Origin of the sequence: Actinoallomurus rhizosphaericola (genome assembly GCF_024055675.1) — a bacterium.
Classification (GTDB): domain Bacteria; phylum Actinomycetota; class Actinomycetes; order Streptosporangiales; family Streptosporangiaceae; genus Actinoallomurus; species Actinoallomurus soli.
The window spans coordinates 430501-444466 of record NZ_JAMXMW010000002.1; the positions used below are offsets into that span (position 1 = coordinate 430501).

Consider the following 13966-nt stretch of genomic DNA (forward strand, 5'->3'; position numbering starts at 1 on the left):
GGATGGAGGCCCCTAGGCCGTGACGACGACCGGGGTGCCGAGAGGGACTTCGGACAACTTCTTCAGCGCGTCGGCGGGCACCCGGACGCAGCCGTGCGTGACCGCCTTGCCGAAGACCGACGCGCTCGGCCAGCCGTGGAACGCGACCGTGCCGGGACCGCCGCCGAACGTGTCGAGCGTCTCGGAGTGCGCGCCCACCGGCAGGATGAGCGGGCTGTAGGTCTTCTTGGCCGGAGCCAGGGAGGCCAGCAGGAAGGTGCGCCCGACAGGGGTCGGCGTCTTCGCCGCCCCGACCGCGACGGTCCAGGTGCCGAGCTTGTGGCCGGACCTGGTGAGCGTCAGCCGGCGCGCCGAGGTGTCCACCGCGATCTGGTACGGGCTGTGGGCGGTGTCCAGGCCGACCTTCCCCGTGGGGATCCAGCCGGTCGAGTGATTCGGCCGGCTGGGCAGCAGGACGCGGTCCCACCCCGGCTTGGTCTCCACGACCGGCACCCAGGTGGGGCTGCCGAGCTGGGTGCTCGGCAGCGCGGCCACCGCCGGCCCCCCGGCCGTCGCGGACACCGGCACGGCGGCCTTCGGGTGCACGACCGTGCCGTCAGCCATCGCGTCGGAGGCGTCCTGCCCGAGGCCCTTCAGCGTCGTGTACGTCGTCGCCTGCGGCAGCTTCCCGATGGACTTCGCGGCGGGCGCGTCGCCGGCCGGAGCCGGCTTGTGGCTCTTGCCGCCGCAGCCGGTCACCGGCAGCGCGACGGCCACCGTGACCGCGGCGACCGCGGTCAGGCGGCGCGCACGCACCGGCGGGTGCGCCGTCGCCGCGCGGTCACGGCGAACGCGGTTGGAACGATCGGTCACGAAAACTCCCGAAGATCGTGTTACAGGGGGGAGGCGAGCGAAACATCTCGCGAGACCGTTGATCTCGGAGGGAAGCCACATAACTACCACAGGTAACCATGCGCCCGTCAGTGACTCTCGGAGATCGATTGACAACAGATTCCGACGTGCGGAGATAACGCTGGATATCGGCCCCGTCACCGAACGGTGACAAACACCTCACCTTGGGAACCCGCTCCGGATTCCGCACTCCCGGTGCGGCGTCCGCCACCCGGCGTACGGGAACGGCCGCGCCGGCGCGTGCGGGCGGACCGGCCCTCCCCCGGACGGCCGCGAACTGGAATGATTCGTCCCATGAGCATGCCGATCCTGATGACGGTCGACGACGACCCCTCGGTGTCCCGCGCCGTCGCCCGTGACCTGCGGCGGCGGTACGGAACCGACTACCGCGTCGTACGGGCCGACTCAGGCGCCGACGCGCTCGACGCGCTGCGCGAGATCAAGCTTCGCGGTGAGGCCGTCGCCGCGATCCTGGCCGACTACCGGATGCCGAACATGAACGGCATCGCCTTCCTCGAGCAGGCGATGGACCTGTTCCCGCACGCCCGGCGCGCGCTGCTGACCGCGTACGCCGACACGGACGCGGCGATCCAGGCGATCAACGTCGTCGACGTCGACCACTACCTCCTCAAGCCCTGGGACCCCCCGGAGGAGAAGCTCTATCCGGTGGTGGACGCGCTGGTGGAGACCTGGCGCGCCGTCGGCGACCGGCCGGTCGAGGAGACCAAGCTCATCGGGCACCGCTGGTCGCGCCCGTCGTACGAGCTCCGTCAGTTCCTCGCCCGCAACTCGGTCCCCTACCGCTGGTACTCCGTGGACGAGCCCGAGGCCGCCCGGCTGCTCGAGGCGGCGGGCGCGACCGCCGACGAGATCCCGGTGGTCATCACGCCGGACGGCAAGGCGCTGCGGACGCCGACCGGCTCGGAGATCGCCTCCGCCGTCGGGCTGTCGACCGTGCCGGCCGCCGAGTTCTACGACCTCGTCGTGATCGGCGGCGGCCCGGCCGGGCTGGGCGCCGCGGTGTACGGCGCGTCGGAGGGCCTGCACACCGTCCTGGTGGAGAAGAAGGCCACCGGCGGGCAGGCCGGGCAGAGCTCCCGGATCGAGAACTACCTCGGCTTCCCCGACGGCGTCTCCGGCGCACAGCTCACCGACCGCGCGCGCCGCCAGGCCGCGAAGTTCGGCGCCGAGGTGCTCACCGCGCGGGACGTCGTGGGGCTGACCACCCGGGGTCCCGCCCGGGTGATCACCTTCGGCGACGGCACGGAGATCGCCGCGCGGGCGGTCGTCCTGGCCACCGGCGTCTACTACCGGGCCCTGGAGGCCGAGGGCGTGGAGCGGCTCACCGGGCAGGGCGTGTACTACGGCTCGGCGTCCACCGAGGCCCCGGCCTGTCAGGGCAGGGACGTCTACATCGTCGGCGGCGCGAACTCCGCCGGTCAGGCCGCGGTGTTCTTCTCCCACCACGCCCGTTCGGTCACCCTCCTCGTACGCGGGCCGAACCTGGAGCGCTCCATGTCGCACTACCTGATCGAGCAGCTCCGGGACATCCCCAACGTCCACGTCCGGGTGCGCACGACCGTCGAGGCGGTCGACGGCGACGAGCACCTGGAACGGGTGACGCTCCGCGACGCCGACACCGGGAAGACCGAGACGCTGCCGACGAACCACCTGTTCGTGTTCATCGGCGCGGCACCGCGTACGGAGTGGCTCGGGGACACCGTCTTCCGGGATTCGCACGGCTTCGTGTGCACCGGCCCCGACCTGCTGCAGGAGGGGCGCCGCCCGGCGGGCTGGACCCTGGACCGCGATCCGCTGTACCTCGAGTCGTCCGTGCCGGGGGTCTTCGTCGCCGGTGACGTACGCTCGCAGTCGGTCAAGCGGGTCGCCTCCGCCGTCGGCGAGGGCGCGATGGCGGTCGCGCTCGTGCACCGGTACCTGGAGGAGCGTTGAGCACCGAAACCCTCACCCCTGCCGAACTCCGCACCCTGTTCCTGTTCGAGGGGCTCTCCGACGAGCAGCTGGCCTGGGTCGCCGAGCACGCCGGCGTCGAGCACCACCCCGCGCGGGCGCAGGTCGTCGCCGAGGGCGACCCCGCCACCTGCTTCTACGTGCTGCTGTCCGGCACGCTGCGCATGTGCCGTACGGTCCACGGCGACGAGGTCGAGCTGATCCGCACCGACCAGCGCGGGGTGTACTGCGGCGCGACCGAGTTCCTCATGGGACAGCGGGGCGACCAGCGCTACTCCGCGTCGGTGTACGCCGTCACCGATCTGACGTTCCTCACGCTGCCGGCGGCGGAGCTCGGCGAGCGCTTCGTCGCGTGGTTCCCGATGGCCGCGCACCTGCTGGAGGGGATGTTCCTCGGCCGGCGCAACACCGACGCGATCGTGGGCCGGCGCGAACGACTGGTCGCGCTCGGCCAGCTGTCGGCCGGGCTGACCCACGAGCTGAACAACCCCGCCGCCGCGGCGGTACGGGCGACGTCCGCGCTGCGCGAGCGCGTCGCCGGGATGCGGCAGAAGCTGGCGCTGCTGGCCCGCAACGACATCGACCCCGACCTGCTCGAGCGCCTCATCGACATCCAGGAGCTCCTGGTCAAGCAGGTCGGTGACGCGCCGCGGCTGTCCGCGATGCAGACCGCGGACCGGGAGGACGAGCTGGCGGACTGGTTCGACGAGCACGGCATCGGGGACGGCTGGAACCTCGCCGCGATCTTCGTGCCGGCGGGCATCACGGTGGAGCGCCTGGAGGAGGTGCGCACGGCCGTCGGCGCGAACGACCTGAACACCGCGCTGCGCTGGCTCGGCTACGCCGTGGAGACCGAGACGCTGATGGGCGAGATCGAGGACGCCACGACCCGGATCTCCGCCCTCGTCGGCAAGGCCAAGCAGTACTCCCAGATGGACCGGGCCCCGTTCCAGTGGGTCGACGTGCACGACGGCCTGACGTCCACGCTGGTCATGCTCTCCGGGAAGATCGGGCAGGGGGTCCGGGTCGTCAAGGACTTCGACCTGTCGCTCCCGCAGATCCCGGCGTACGCCGGCGAGCTCAACCAGGTCTGGACCAACCTGATCGAGAACGCGCTCGGTGCGATGGGCGGCGAGGGCACGCTGACGATCCGCACCGGCCGGGACAACGACCGCGTGCTGGTCGAGATCGGCGACACCGGGCCGGGCGTCCCGGCCGACCTGCGGGAGCGGATCTTCGAGCCGTTCTTCACGACCAAGCCGGTCGGTGAGGGCACCGGGCTGGGGCTGGACATCTCCTGGCGGATCGTCGTGACCAGTCACCACGGCGACCTGCGGGTCACGTCCGAACCGGGCGACACCCGATTCCAGGTGTTCCTGCCGCTCACCGAGCAGCCTGAGACCTGAGGGGTTTCAAACCCCTCCGAGCTGGACAGACAACCCGGAATCACCTCATAAGCTCCTCTGAGCCTGCGGTGGAACGGTCCAGGTGTGTTCGTGACAGGAGGGGTAGATGGCCGACAAGAGCCTCCAGCCGGGGTTGAAGAACCGGCACGTCGGCATGATCGCCATCGGTGGCGTCATCGGGGCGGGACTGTTCGTCGGGTCGGGAGCGGGCATCCATACCACCGGACCGGCGATCCTCGTCTCGTACGCCATCGCCGGGCTGCTCGTCGTCCTCGTCATGCGGATGCTCGGCGAGATGTCCGCCGCCTCCCCCGACACCGGGTCCTTCTCGGCCTACGCCGACCGCGCGATCGGCCGCTGGGCCGGCTTCACGATCGGCTGGCTGTACTGGTGGTTCTGGGCGGTCGTCCTGGCCGTCGAGGCGACGGCCGGCGCCAAGATCGTGCACGGCTGGATCCCGGCGCTGCCGCAGTGGCTCCTGGCCCTCGCCCTGATGATCCTGCTCACCGCCACCAACCTCGTCTCGGTCGGGTCGTACGGTGAGTTCGAGTTCTGGTTCAGCTGCATTAAGGTCGCCGCGATCGCGGTGTTCATCGTGCTCGGCCTCCTCGCGATCTTCGGGGTGCTGCCCGGCACGCACGCCGTCGGCATGAGCAACCTGACCGGGCACGGCGGCTTCTTCCCCCACGGGTACGGTGCGATCGTCACCGGCCTGCTCACCGTGGTCTTCGCGTTCATGGGCAGTGAGATCGTCACGATCGCGGCCGGCGAGTCCCGTGACCCGGGCCGCGCCGTGACCCGCGCCGTCAACAGCGTGATCTGGCGGATCCTCGTCTTCTACCTCGGCTCCATCGCCGTCGTCATCACGCTGCTGCCCTGGAACGCGAGCAACGTGGCCAAGAGCCCGTACGTCGCGGTCCTCGACCGGATCGGCATCTCCGGAGCCGGCACCATCATGGACGTCATCGTCCTCACCGCCGTGCTGTCCTGCCTGAACTCCGGCCTCTACACGGCCTCCCGCATGGCGTTCTCGCTGGCCGAGCGCGGCGACGCCCCCAAGGTGTTCGGGGCCACCACGGCCCGCGGCGTGCCGCACGTCGCGATCTGGGTGTCCGTGGCGTTCGGGTTCGTCGCGGTCATCTTCAACTACACCAGCCCGGACACCGTCTTCCTCTTCCTGCTGAACGGCTCCGGCGCGGTCGCGCTGTTCGTCTGGACCGTGATCGCCGTCTCCCAGCTGCGGATGCGCCGCCGCCTGGAGCAGGAGGCGCCCGACCGCCTGCCCGTGCGCATGTGGCTCTTCCCGTATCTGACCGTGGCCACCATCGCCGGCATCGTCGCCATTCTCGTGACGATGCTGTTCGACAAGAGCGGCCGGCCGCAGGTGCTCTGGTCGGTCGTGGTGGCGGTCGTCATCGTCATCGCCGCCTTCATCCGCCACGGCCTTCCCCGTACGAGCGAAGCGGCCGAAGCGGTCCCCGCCGAACGCTGACCACCGCGCCCGCCGCCGGCACCGGGCCCGCAACGGCATCTCGGCGGCGACGATCCCGGCCAGGGGTGGCCTGGCCGGGATCGCCGGTCGATAGGACAGGTCAGAGCTTGCCGGCGGTGATGTCGGCCAGGCTGACCCGGGTCACCGCGTAAGTGACGGTGGGGGTGATCCTGCCGGTCGGGCCGCCGGCGGTCCCCAGCGGGATGCCGGTCTTGGCGTTGATGGTGATCGCCTCGTGGTCGGCCGGCCCCGTCTTGGCCTTGGGGTCGGCCTTGGGGCCGCTCCCCTCGTGCCCGAGTTCGGCCGCGCCGGCGGTGAGGGTGAGCGTGGGCCGGCCGTCAGCGGTGCCACGGGTGACCTTGATGCCGGGCAGCGCGGACACCAGGCGCAGCACCCCGGCCCGCACCTGGGGGTTGCCGGAGCCCGCGACCAGCGCGTCCTCACAGCCTTCCCAGACGTAGTTGTCGATCTGCAGCCCGCCGGCCGACCTGTTCTTGACCTGCGCCGAGAGCCAGGCCGGGACCGGGGTTGCCTCGGGCCAGGCCATCTTCAGCATGGCGGTGTCCAGGTCGCCCTTCACCGCGTAGGTCGCCGCGGCGACCTCCCGCCGGAACTGGCCGTCGCCCCGGTTGTTGTTCTTCTTGACCTCGACCGGCAGGCCGGCCTTCGTCCGCGAGAAGAAGTACCGGCCGTCGTCGGTGTACAGGTCCCAGACCGTGACGCTCGTGTGGTCCGACATCGCCGTCGTGCGTTCCACCAGCGTGGCGTCGCCGGCGGGCCGCGGCAAGGCGGCGACATCGGCGGCCAGCTTCACCAGTGGCTGCTGGACGACGGCCGATCCGGAGTTCGCCGGGTGCGCGCGGCCGGCCTGAGTCGTCCCGGCCGGTGTGGACGGACCGACGCCGGCCACGCCGATGGCCGTCACCGCCGCGACCGCGACGACGCCGGCCCCGATGCCGCCCCGGACGATCCGGTCGCGGCGGCGGGCCTGGTGGGCGCGATGCTCAATGGCCGACACGTCCGGGGTGAAGGGCTGTTCTGCGACCAGGTCGCGAAGCGCCGAGCCCAGGCGCTCTTCGGTCGGGGAATTCATAGGGGCGACTCCTTGTACTTCAGGCAGCCTCCGAGCGTCTTCAGCGCCCGGGCGGTCTGGCTCTTCACGGTGCCCTCGCGGCACCGCATGACGGCAGCGGTCTCCCGCTCGCTCATCCCCTCCAGGTAGCGAAGGACGACGGTGGCCCGCTGCCGGGCCGGGAGGGTCAACAGGGCGCGCAACAGATCGGCGCGGTTGACGACCTCGTCAGAGACGTCGGGGACGGCGACCTCGGGATGGTCGGTGCCTGCGCGCACGGGCAGTCCGCCATAGCGTTGCCAGTGCCGGTTGAACTCGTTGATCAGAATGCGCTTGACGTAAGCGTTCCGGTTGTCGGCTCGCTGCACCCGCCGCCAGTGGCGGAAGGCCTTGACGAACGTCTCCTGTACCAGGTCGTCGGCCAGGTGCCAGTCGCCGCACAGCAGATACGCGGTGCGATGGAGCGAAGCCGCGCGGTCGGCGACGAACTCCCGGTACTCCTCTTCGGGGCGACTCATTGCCTCCAGCTTTCGGTGGTTCGTACTCATCGAGAGGCCGGGGCCCGCCGAAAAGGTTCGCAACGAGATTCAGCCCATCGGTTTTCGGCTTGACGTCCGGGAATAGGTTCCGTCAGACGGGAATGATGCGGCGACCGGACAGCTCCCGCCGATCGCGTAAGGAAGACCTATTCGATGAAGAAGTCGGCCGTCGGCGAATCCGCCGGCACCCCCGAGACCGACACCCCCGAGACCGACACCGAGAACGACCGCTCAACGGCCGAGACCTCCGAGACCAGAGCTCCAGAGACCGCCGAGAAGGACGCGTCCGAGGAGGAGGCTCCCGAGCCCACCGACCTCGGCGTCCGCTGGTGGTGGTCGGCGCTGCGCCGGACCGTCGGCGAGGTACAGCGCGACGAGCTCGTCGACCGGGCGGCGTCCCTGACCTACTACGGCGTCCTGTCGGTGTTCCCGGCGCTGCTCGTGCTGGTGTCGCTGCTCGGCCTGGCCGGCAAGAACACGCTGCAGCAGCTCATCGACGAGGTCGGCAAGGCCGCCCCGGGGCCCGTGCGCCAGCTGGCGATCAACGCCCTTACCCAGCTGCAGAACGGCGCCGGCATCGCCGGTGTCGCCGGGCTGATCAGCCTCTTCGTGGCGCTGTGGTCGTCATCCGGCTACATCGCCGCCTTCATGCGGGCATCGAACGTCGTCTACGACGTTCCCGAGGGCAGGCCGCTGTGGAAGACGCTGCCGATCCGCCTGGGCATCACGATCGTCATGCTGGTCTGCCTGACCGTGACCGCGGTGACCGTGGTGGTCACCGGCGGCATCGCGCGCCGCGCCGGCGACCTCATCGGCGCGCAGTCCGCCGCCGTCACCGTCTGGGACATCGCCAAGTGGCCGGTGCTGCTGCTGATCGTGAGCTTCATGTTCGCGCTGCTGTACTGGGCCTCCCCCAACGCCAAGCAGGGCTTCCGGTGGGTCAGCCCCGGCGGCGTCCTCGCCGTGGTGCTCTGGCTGGTCGTCTCGGCCGGGTTCGCCGTCTACGTCGCGAACTTCGGCTCGTACAACAAGACGTACGGCAGTCTGGCGGGCGTCGTCGTCGCGCTCATCTGGCTGTGGATGTCCAACCTCGCGATCCTGTTCGGCGCGGAGTTCAACGCCGAACTCGAACGCAGCCGCGCCATCGAGGCCGGGCTGCCCCCGCGCGAGGAGCCGTACGTCGAGCTGCGCGACACCCGGACAATCAAGGATGACGAGGCGCTCTGAGCTGCGCGTTCTAGCCTGGAACGGTGACGGCGGCCTTCGAGATCGGCGAGCCGGCGGGCCAGGGATGGGCGCAGGTCGGCGCACTGGCCCTTGCCCTGGCCCTGTCGGCGGCGATCGGGATCGAACGCGAGTTCCGGCACAAGAGCGCCGGGTTGCGCACCCACACCCTGGTCGGCTTCGCCGCCGCCCTGATCGTGCTGGTCTCGAAGTACGGTTTCACCGACATCCTGGGCCCGCACGTCACGCTGGACCCGTCCCGGGTCGCCGCGCAGATCGTCACCGGGATCGGGTTCATCGGCGGCGGCCTGATCTTCGTACGGCGCGACGTGGTCCGCGGGCTGACCACCGCCGCCATCGTCTGGCTGACCGCCGCCGTGGGCATGGCGGCGGGAGCGGGCCTCTGGCTGCTCGCCATCCTGGTCACCGCGGGGCACTTCCTGGTGGTGTTCGGCCTGACCCCGCTGGCCGCCCGGCTGCCGCGGTCGAAGTACGCGCCGTCGCGCCTGCGCCTGGCCTACCGCAGCGGGCGCGGCGCGCTGCGTGAGGCCCTCGCCCGGTGCACCGGCCGCGGTTTCACCGTCAGCGAGCTGTCGATCGAGGACCGGGGCGAGGACGAGGATCCCCGCGTCGTCTCGGTCTGGCTGTCGGTGCACGGCACCGGGCCGGTCAACGAGCTGGCCGCGCTGCTCTCGGAGATCGAGGGCGTCGTCGCGGTCTCCTCCGACGACGCCAACATCCCACGCGAGTGACGCTCCCCCGAGCGGTCAGCCCTGCGGCGCGGACGTACGGTCGCCGCGGTGCGGGTGGCGTTCGAGCGCTTCGCGGACCGTCGGCTGGATCGGGATCGTCTGATCGACGCCCGACATCTGCAGCAGCCGCGCCATGCGGTCGGGAACAGCCGCCAGCGTGAACGACCCACCGGCCTCACCCGCCCAGCGGTGCAGCATGATCAGGGCGCTGAGACCGCTGGAGTCGCAGAAGGGGACGCCGGACACGTCGAGGATCAGGTGCGGATGGCCGTGGCCGCCCGCACCGCGCACGGCGGTGCGGAACCCGCCGCTGGTGTAGAGATTCAGCTCACCCTTGACGGTGAGGACAGCGATGGGCCCGCTGACGTCGGTGACGTCAACGTCCAGATCCTTCACCATCGGACACCTCTTTCCTAGGGCGGGCGTGCTGCTGATGATAGGTCAGGGCTTCCCCCGAAGGGCGGCCCCACACGTTCCCGCGCCGCCGGATCACCCGCTCCCCGGGGCGCGACACAGAAATCTCGGGAACCGGGAACAAGGGCGTCGCCCGCTCCGTTACATCTCTCGTGGCCGATGTGCCTGGTGTCCCCGGGCCTCATCTATCGCCTTCGCGGAATACCGTTCGGCTGGAGCCGCGTTGTGCCTTTCGCCGAGAGGCGACCCGCACATCGGTACACATGCTGCGACGGCCCTGCCGGGATCCCCGGCAGGGCCGTTCGTCATTCCCGGGGACCTACCTGGCGATACGTCGGCGGACGGTCAGGGCGGCGCCCACCGCCAACGCCGCGGGCAGGACGAGGTAGACGCCGCACGACAGCAGCACCAGGCCGGTGAAGACGGTGGCCGCCGCGGCGAGCGTACGGCCACGGCGGTCCTCGCGGGGCAGGAGGCGGACGGCCGCGGCCGTTCCGACGACCGTGACGGCGGCCAGGCAGGCGGCGGTGGCCCGCATCAGCGTGTCGAGACCGATCCCGTACGGAACGGCGACGGCGGTGACCAGGCCGGTGAGCACGGCCAGCAGTCCCAAACTGCGGTGCGGCACCCGCCCGGCCACCGCCCCCTTGGCCAGAGGCGCGGGCAGGGCGCCGTCGCGGGCGAGGGCGGCGCCGAGCCTGGCCCCACCCGCGATGTAGGTGTTGACCGCGATGAAGCTGAGGATGACGGCGACGACGCCGGTGGCCGTCCGGGCCCCGCTCCCGATCCCCTCCTGCAGGACCAGGGCGAGCGGGACCGGTGAGGTGGCGGCCCGCCCGCCGAGGACGCCGAGCACGGTGACGACCAGCCCGAGGTACAGCACGCACACGATGAGCAGGGTCAGCGCCGTCGCGCGGAGCATCGACCGGCGCGGATCGGCGAACTCCCCGGACAGGTGGCTGGCCGCCTCCCACCCCGCGAACGCGAAGAACAGCACTCCGGCCGCGTGCACCACGCCGAGCGCGCCGTGCGGGGCGAACGGCGTGAAGTTCCCCCACGACAGGCGCGGCCCCGCCGTGACGATGGCGGTGGCCAGCAGCGCGGCCAGCCCGCACACCAGCACCAGCTGCACCCGGCCGGACATGCGCAGCCCGCCGTGGTTGGTCGCGAACGCGGCGGCCAGCAGCCCGACCGCCACCACCACCGCCCAGGAGCGATCGAGACCGGCGGCGGAGGTGACATAGTCCCCGCCGATGCGCGCCCCGGCCAGCGTGCCCACCGGGACGATGCCGTAGAACCACCAGCCGACGATCGCCGCGACCCTCGGCCCGAACGCCCGCCCGGCGAACGTCGCCACCCCGCCGCCGTCGGGGTACCGAGCTCCGAGCGCCGCGAACGTCAGCGCCACCGGCGCGCTCAGGATCAGCAGAGCCGCCCAGGCCAGGATGGAGGCGGGCCCGGCCGCCGTCGCGGCCAGGTGCGGCAGCGCCAGCACGCCGGGCCCCAGCACGGCCCCGACGAACAGCGCCGTCCCCTGCGCCGTACCCAGCCGGTGCTCGCGCGCCGGGGCGTCCGCACCCGCCGGCCCGTTCCGCGTCGACAGCGCCACGTCGTCTCCCCCCTGATCGAACGAAACGCCACGACGCTAGCCATTCGACCGGCTGAAACAGGGGTCCACCGAACGTTCGTCCGAAATCAGGACCAGAATTATGGCCATGGACGAACTGGACGTTGAAATCGTGCGCCTGCTCCAAACGGATGCTCGGCAGTCCAACCGGGAGCTGGCCCGCAAGCTCGGCATCGCCCCCTCGACCTGCCTGGAGCGGGTCCGGACGTTGACCCGCCGCGGGGTCATCCGCGGCTACCACGCCGACATCAGCCTGGCCGCCCTCAACCGTGGCGTGCAGGGCCTGGTCGCCGTGAAGCTGCGCGTGTCGAGCCGGCCATTCATCGACGCCTTCCAGGAGTTCGCGTCCCGGCTCCCCGAGGTGCTGAGCGTGTTCGTCATCTCCGGCGACGACGACTTCGTCCTGCACGTGGCGGTGCAGGACCTGGACCACCTGCACGCGTTCCTCATCGACCGGCTGAGCAAGCGCCGGGAGGTCGCCGGATTCCGTACGTCGGTGGTCTTCCAGCAGGTCGGCAACCCGGTCCTCGACCGCCTCGACGACCCCCACCCGACCCCCTGAGACCTCTACCTCGCCGCCGTCTCGTACTGGCGGGCCGTCCGAGCGGCCGACCGACGACACCGGCGGCGAGGTGTCAGCGCCGGGGTCCGTGCTCCGGAACGGCATCGAGCTCGGCGCAGTGGCGGACGATCCGTTCCACCACCTCGACACGGTCGTACGGCGAGTGGCGGACGACGCCGAGGCCGGGCGCGCGGTAGGAGATCGAGCCGTCGCGCACCCAGACGTGCATTCCGGCGCGGACGCAGATGACGGCCATGCCATAGCCGATGGCCAGTTGCAGCGGGCCGAGGCCCCGGGCGGCGAGCAGAGCGTGGATCTCCTCCGCCGTCCGCCGCGCGGTACACGCGCCCGGCGTGACCAGCCCGGCGGGCACGGGCACCGTGAAGTAGACCGCCTTCCCGAGCACCGGCCCGGCGCCCAGCCGCGACCGCGTCCGGTACATGCCCCACTCGCCGCCGTACTCCGTCGTCAGCGCGTCCACCACCTCGAAGCCGCGCCCGCCCTCGGCGTCCGGCGGCGGCCGCAGCCGCCCGTCCGGGACCGGCCCGCGCCACGGTGCCGAGTCGTAGACCGCGAACACGACCTCCGGCCGCGCCCGCCACCGCACGTACGCCCACAACTCCGGCAGCCCGGCGATCGGCGGGCACGCCGGAACGACCCCGCCGTACGCGTGTACGTGGACGTTGGTGGCCAGCTCGGAGAGGGCAACGGCGGCGTCGTACGTCGTGACGGCGGGCATTCGCAGTTCGCCGAACACCGCCTTCAGCACGCTCCGCGCGAACCGGGCCCCCGTGGGGTCCGGAGGAAGAGGCCAGGCGGCGCACCCGCCGGCCGGTACGACCTTCGGATCGATGCCGCCGATCGCTGTCTCCATGGCTCACCTCGCCGTCCGCTGTCGAAATTCCTTTCCACAGCCTCGCCAACGGACCTCACTTCCAGTAATGACTCGCTCTACACTCCGTTACATCTCGGCCAACCGGCCCCTGCCGGTTGCGAACACCGGCCAACGGAGGAGCCCCCCATGCCGCGTCGCCCGAATCCGCTGGACCCCTCCTCGTCCCCGCTCGCCCTCTTCGGCGCGGAGCTGCGCTTCCTACGCGAGCGCGCCGGACTGACCCAGGACCAGGCCGGAACGAAGGCCAACTACAGCGGCTCGCACATCGGCGCGGTCGAGCGCGCCGAGGACATGCCGCTCCGGAAGTTCGCCGAGCGGATGGACGATGTCCTCGACGGCAATGGCGTCCTGCTCCGCCTCTGGGACGGCCTCCTCAAGCGCAGCGTCCACCCGCCCTGGTTCGACTGGCCCGTCCACGAGTCCGCCGCCGACCTGCTGCGCACCTTCCAGCTCGCCCTGGTCTACGGCCTCCTCCAGACCGAGGCGTACGCGCGGGCGCTGCTGCACGGCGACGAGCAGGCGGTACGGGCCCGGCTGGCGCGCCAGGAGATCCTCCGGCGCACCGAGCCGGACCCGCCCTACCTCGCCTGTGTGCTCGACGAGGCCGTGCTCTGGCGCGAGGTCGGCGGCCCGGAGGTGATGCGCGAGCAGCTCCAGCACCTGGTCGCGGTCGTCTCCGACAAGATCAGCGTGCAGATCCTCCCCTGCGGGCTGCATCGCGGCGTCAACGGTTCATTCGTGCTCGCGACCGTCGACGACCGGCGGGAGGTGGCGTACGTTGAAACGGCGGCGCGCGGGATCACGACGGGCGAGCCGGCGGACCTGGCGACGCTGACCCGGCGGTTCGAGTCGATCCGGTCGCGGGCGCTGCCGGTCGACCAGTCCCTCGACCTGATCACGAGGACGGTGAAGGAACGATGGAGCTGACCACCACCCCCGACTGGCGCACGTCCACCCGCAGCGGCGACAACGGCGGTCACTGCGTCCAGGTCTCCCTCTGGCGCAAGGCGAGTCGCAGCGGCGACAACGGCGGCGACTGCGTCGAGGTCGCGCTGCTGTCCGTCACCGGCGGCGACCCGGCCCCCGCCGACCGCGCGTAGCGACCTTCCCTCACCAGGACG

The 13966-nt window shown here is 71.3% G+C and carries 14 protein-coding genes; 8 read left to right on the plus strand and 6 right to left on the minus strand.

Features of this window, described 5'->3' with window-relative positions:
• Positions 1 to 12 precede the first annotated feature (12 nt).
• The gene (locus NE234_RS05895; protein WP_252777821.1) at positions 13 to 852 is read right to left on the minus strand and encodes a L,D-transpeptidase; all 840 of its coding nucleotides are present in this window, start codon (positions 850 to 852) and stop codon (positions 13 to 15) included.
• A gap of 333 nt (positions 853 to 1185) precedes the next feature.
• Here NE234_RS05895 and NE234_RS05900 point away from each other — a divergent pair, with 333 nt between their 5' ends.
• The 3 genes from NE234_RS05900 to NE234_RS05910 all read left to right on the plus strand — a co-directional run bounded on the left by NE234_RS05900 (position 1186) and on the right by NE234_RS05910 (position 5760).
• Positions 1186 to 2844: an FAD-dependent oxidoreductase gene (locus NE234_RS05900; protein WP_252777822.1), complete on the plus strand. Its 1659-nt coding sequence runs from the start codon at positions 1186 to 1188 to the stop codon at positions 2842 to 2844.
• Positions 2841 to 4268: an ATP-binding protein gene (locus NE234_RS05905; RefSeq protein WP_252777823.1), complete on the plus strand. Its 1428-nt coding sequence runs from the start codon at positions 2841 to 2843 to the stop codon at positions 4266 to 4268. The genes NE234_RS05900 and NE234_RS05905 overlap by 4 nt, the downstream gene beginning before the upstream one ends.
• A gap of 106 nt (positions 4269 to 4374) precedes the next feature.
• Positions 4375 to 5760: an amino acid permease gene (locus tag NE234_RS05910; RefSeq protein WP_252777824.1), complete on the plus strand. Its 1386-nt coding sequence runs from the start codon at positions 4375 to 4377 to the stop codon at positions 5758 to 5760.
• A 100-nt stretch (positions 5761 to 5860) separates the two neighbouring features.
• Here NE234_RS05910 and NE234_RS05915 read toward each other — a convergent pair whose 3' ends face one another.
• Positions 5861 to 6853 carry a hypothetical protein gene (locus tag NE234_RS05915; RefSeq protein WP_252777825.1) on the minus strand — a complete coding sequence of 331 codons (993 nt, stop codon included), beginning with the start codon at positions 6851 to 6853 and terminating at the stop codon, positions 5861 to 5863.
• Positions 6850 to 7350, minus strand: a complete 501-nt coding sequence (locus tag NE234_RS05920; RefSeq protein WP_252777826.1) for a SigE family RNA polymerase sigma factor — start codon at positions 7348 to 7350, stop codon at positions 6850 to 6852. The genes NE234_RS05915 and NE234_RS05920 overlap by 4 nt, the downstream gene beginning before the upstream one ends.
• Positions 7351 to 7524: 174 nt before the next feature.
• On the opposite strand from NE234_RS05920, the gene NE234_RS05925 reads away from it, so the two are divergent.
• Positions 7525 to 8598: a YihY/virulence factor BrkB family protein gene (locus tag NE234_RS05925; RefSeq protein WP_252777827.1), complete on the plus strand. Its 1074-nt coding sequence runs from the start codon at positions 7525 to 7527 to the stop codon at positions 8596 to 8598.
• A 23-nt stretch (positions 8599 to 8621) separates the two neighbouring features.
• Positions 8622 to 9347 carry an MgtC/SapB family protein gene (locus NE234_RS05930; RefSeq protein WP_252777828.1) on the plus strand — a complete coding sequence of 242 codons (726 nt, stop codon included), beginning with the start codon at positions 8622 to 8624 and terminating at the stop codon, positions 9345 to 9347.
• A 15-nt stretch (positions 9348 to 9362) separates the two neighbouring features.
• Here the strand turns inward: NE234_RS05930 and NE234_RS05935 are convergent, their stop codons facing one another.
• Positions 9363 to 9746, minus strand: coding sequence for an STAS domain-containing protein (locus tag NE234_RS05935; RefSeq protein ID WP_252777829.1), 384 nt, complete (start codon positions 9744 to 9746; stop codon positions 9363 to 9365).
• A gap of 334 nt (positions 9747 to 10080) precedes the next feature.
• Positions 10081 to 11370, minus strand: coding sequence for an APC family permease (locus tag NE234_RS05940; protein ID WP_252777830.1), 1290 nt, complete (start codon positions 11368 to 11370; stop codon positions 10081 to 10083).
• Positions 11371 to 11476: 106 nt separating this feature from the next.
• On the opposite strand from NE234_RS05940, the gene NE234_RS05945 reads away from it, so the two are divergent.
• On the plus strand, positions 11477 to 11950 hold the full coding sequence (locus tag NE234_RS05945; RefSeq protein WP_252777831.1) for an Lrp/AsnC family transcriptional regulator: 474 nt from the start codon (positions 11477 to 11479) through the stop codon (positions 11948 to 11950).
• Positions 11951 to 12023: 73 nt separating this feature from the next.
• Here the strand turns inward: NE234_RS05945 and NE234_RS05950 are convergent, their stop codons facing one another.
• Complete coding sequence (locus NE234_RS05950; RefSeq protein WP_252777832.1) at positions 12024 to 12824, minus strand: ATP-binding protein; 801 nt, start codon at positions 12822 to 12824, stop codon at positions 12024 to 12026.
• A gap of 147 nt (positions 12825 to 12971) precedes the next feature.
• Here NE234_RS05950 and NE234_RS05955 point away from each other — a divergent pair, with 147 nt between their 5' ends.
• Positions 12972 to 13772: a helix-turn-helix domain-containing protein gene (locus NE234_RS05955; RefSeq protein WP_252777833.1), complete on the plus strand. Its 801-nt coding sequence runs from the start codon at positions 12972 to 12974 to the stop codon at positions 13770 to 13772.
• Entirely contained in the window at positions 13763 to 13945 is a 183-nt protein-coding gene (locus NE234_RS05960) for a DUF397 domain-containing protein (protein WP_252777834.1), read from the plus strand. The genes NE234_RS05955 and NE234_RS05960 overlap by 10 nt, the downstream gene beginning before the upstream one ends.
• Positions 13946 to 13966 lie beyond the last annotated feature (21 nt).

What these genes read in the sequence shown, in the direction of transcription:
- NE234_RS05920 (WP_252777826.1), bottom strand. Translation starts at nt 7,350, where the DNA reads ATGAGTCGCCCCGAAGAGGAGTACCGGGAGTTCGTCGCCGACCGCGCG.
- NE234_RS05950 (WP_252777832.1), bottom strand. Translation starts at nt 12,824, where the DNA reads ATGGAGACAGCGATCGGCGGCATCGATCCGAAGGTCGTACCGGCCGGC.
- NE234_RS05900 (WP_252777822.1), top strand. Translation starts at nt 1,186, where the DNA reads ATGAGCATGCCGATCCTGATGACGGTCGACGACGACCCCTCGGTGTCC.
- NE234_RS05955 (WP_252777833.1), top strand. Translation starts at nt 12,972, where the DNA reads ATGCCGCGTCGCCCGAATCCGCTGGACCCCTCCTCGTCCCCGCTCGCC.
- NE234_RS05960 (WP_252777834.1), top strand. Translation starts at nt 13,763, where the DNA reads ATGGAGCTGACCACCACCCCCGACTGGCGCACGTCCACCCGCAGCGGC.
- NE234_RS05935 (WP_252777829.1), bottom strand. Translation starts at nt 9,746, where the DNA reads ATGGTGAAGGATCTGGACGTTGACGTCACCGACGTCAGCGGGCCCATC.
- NE234_RS05915 (WP_252777825.1), bottom strand. Translation starts at nt 6,853, where the DNA reads ATGAATTCCCCGACCGAAGAGCGCCTGGGCTCGGCGCTTCGCGACCTG.
- NE234_RS05910 (WP_252777824.1), top strand. Translation starts at nt 4,375, where the DNA reads ATGGCCGACAAGAGCCTCCAGCCGGGGTTGAAGAACCGGCACGTCGGC.
- NE234_RS05945 (WP_252777831.1), top strand. Translation starts at nt 11,477, where the DNA reads ATGGACGAACTGGACGTTGAAATCGTGCGCCTGCTCCAAACGGATGCT.
- NE234_RS05925 (WP_252777827.1), top strand. Translation starts at nt 7,525, where the DNA reads ATGAAGAAGTCGGCCGTCGGCGAATCCGCCGGCACCCCCGAGACCGAC.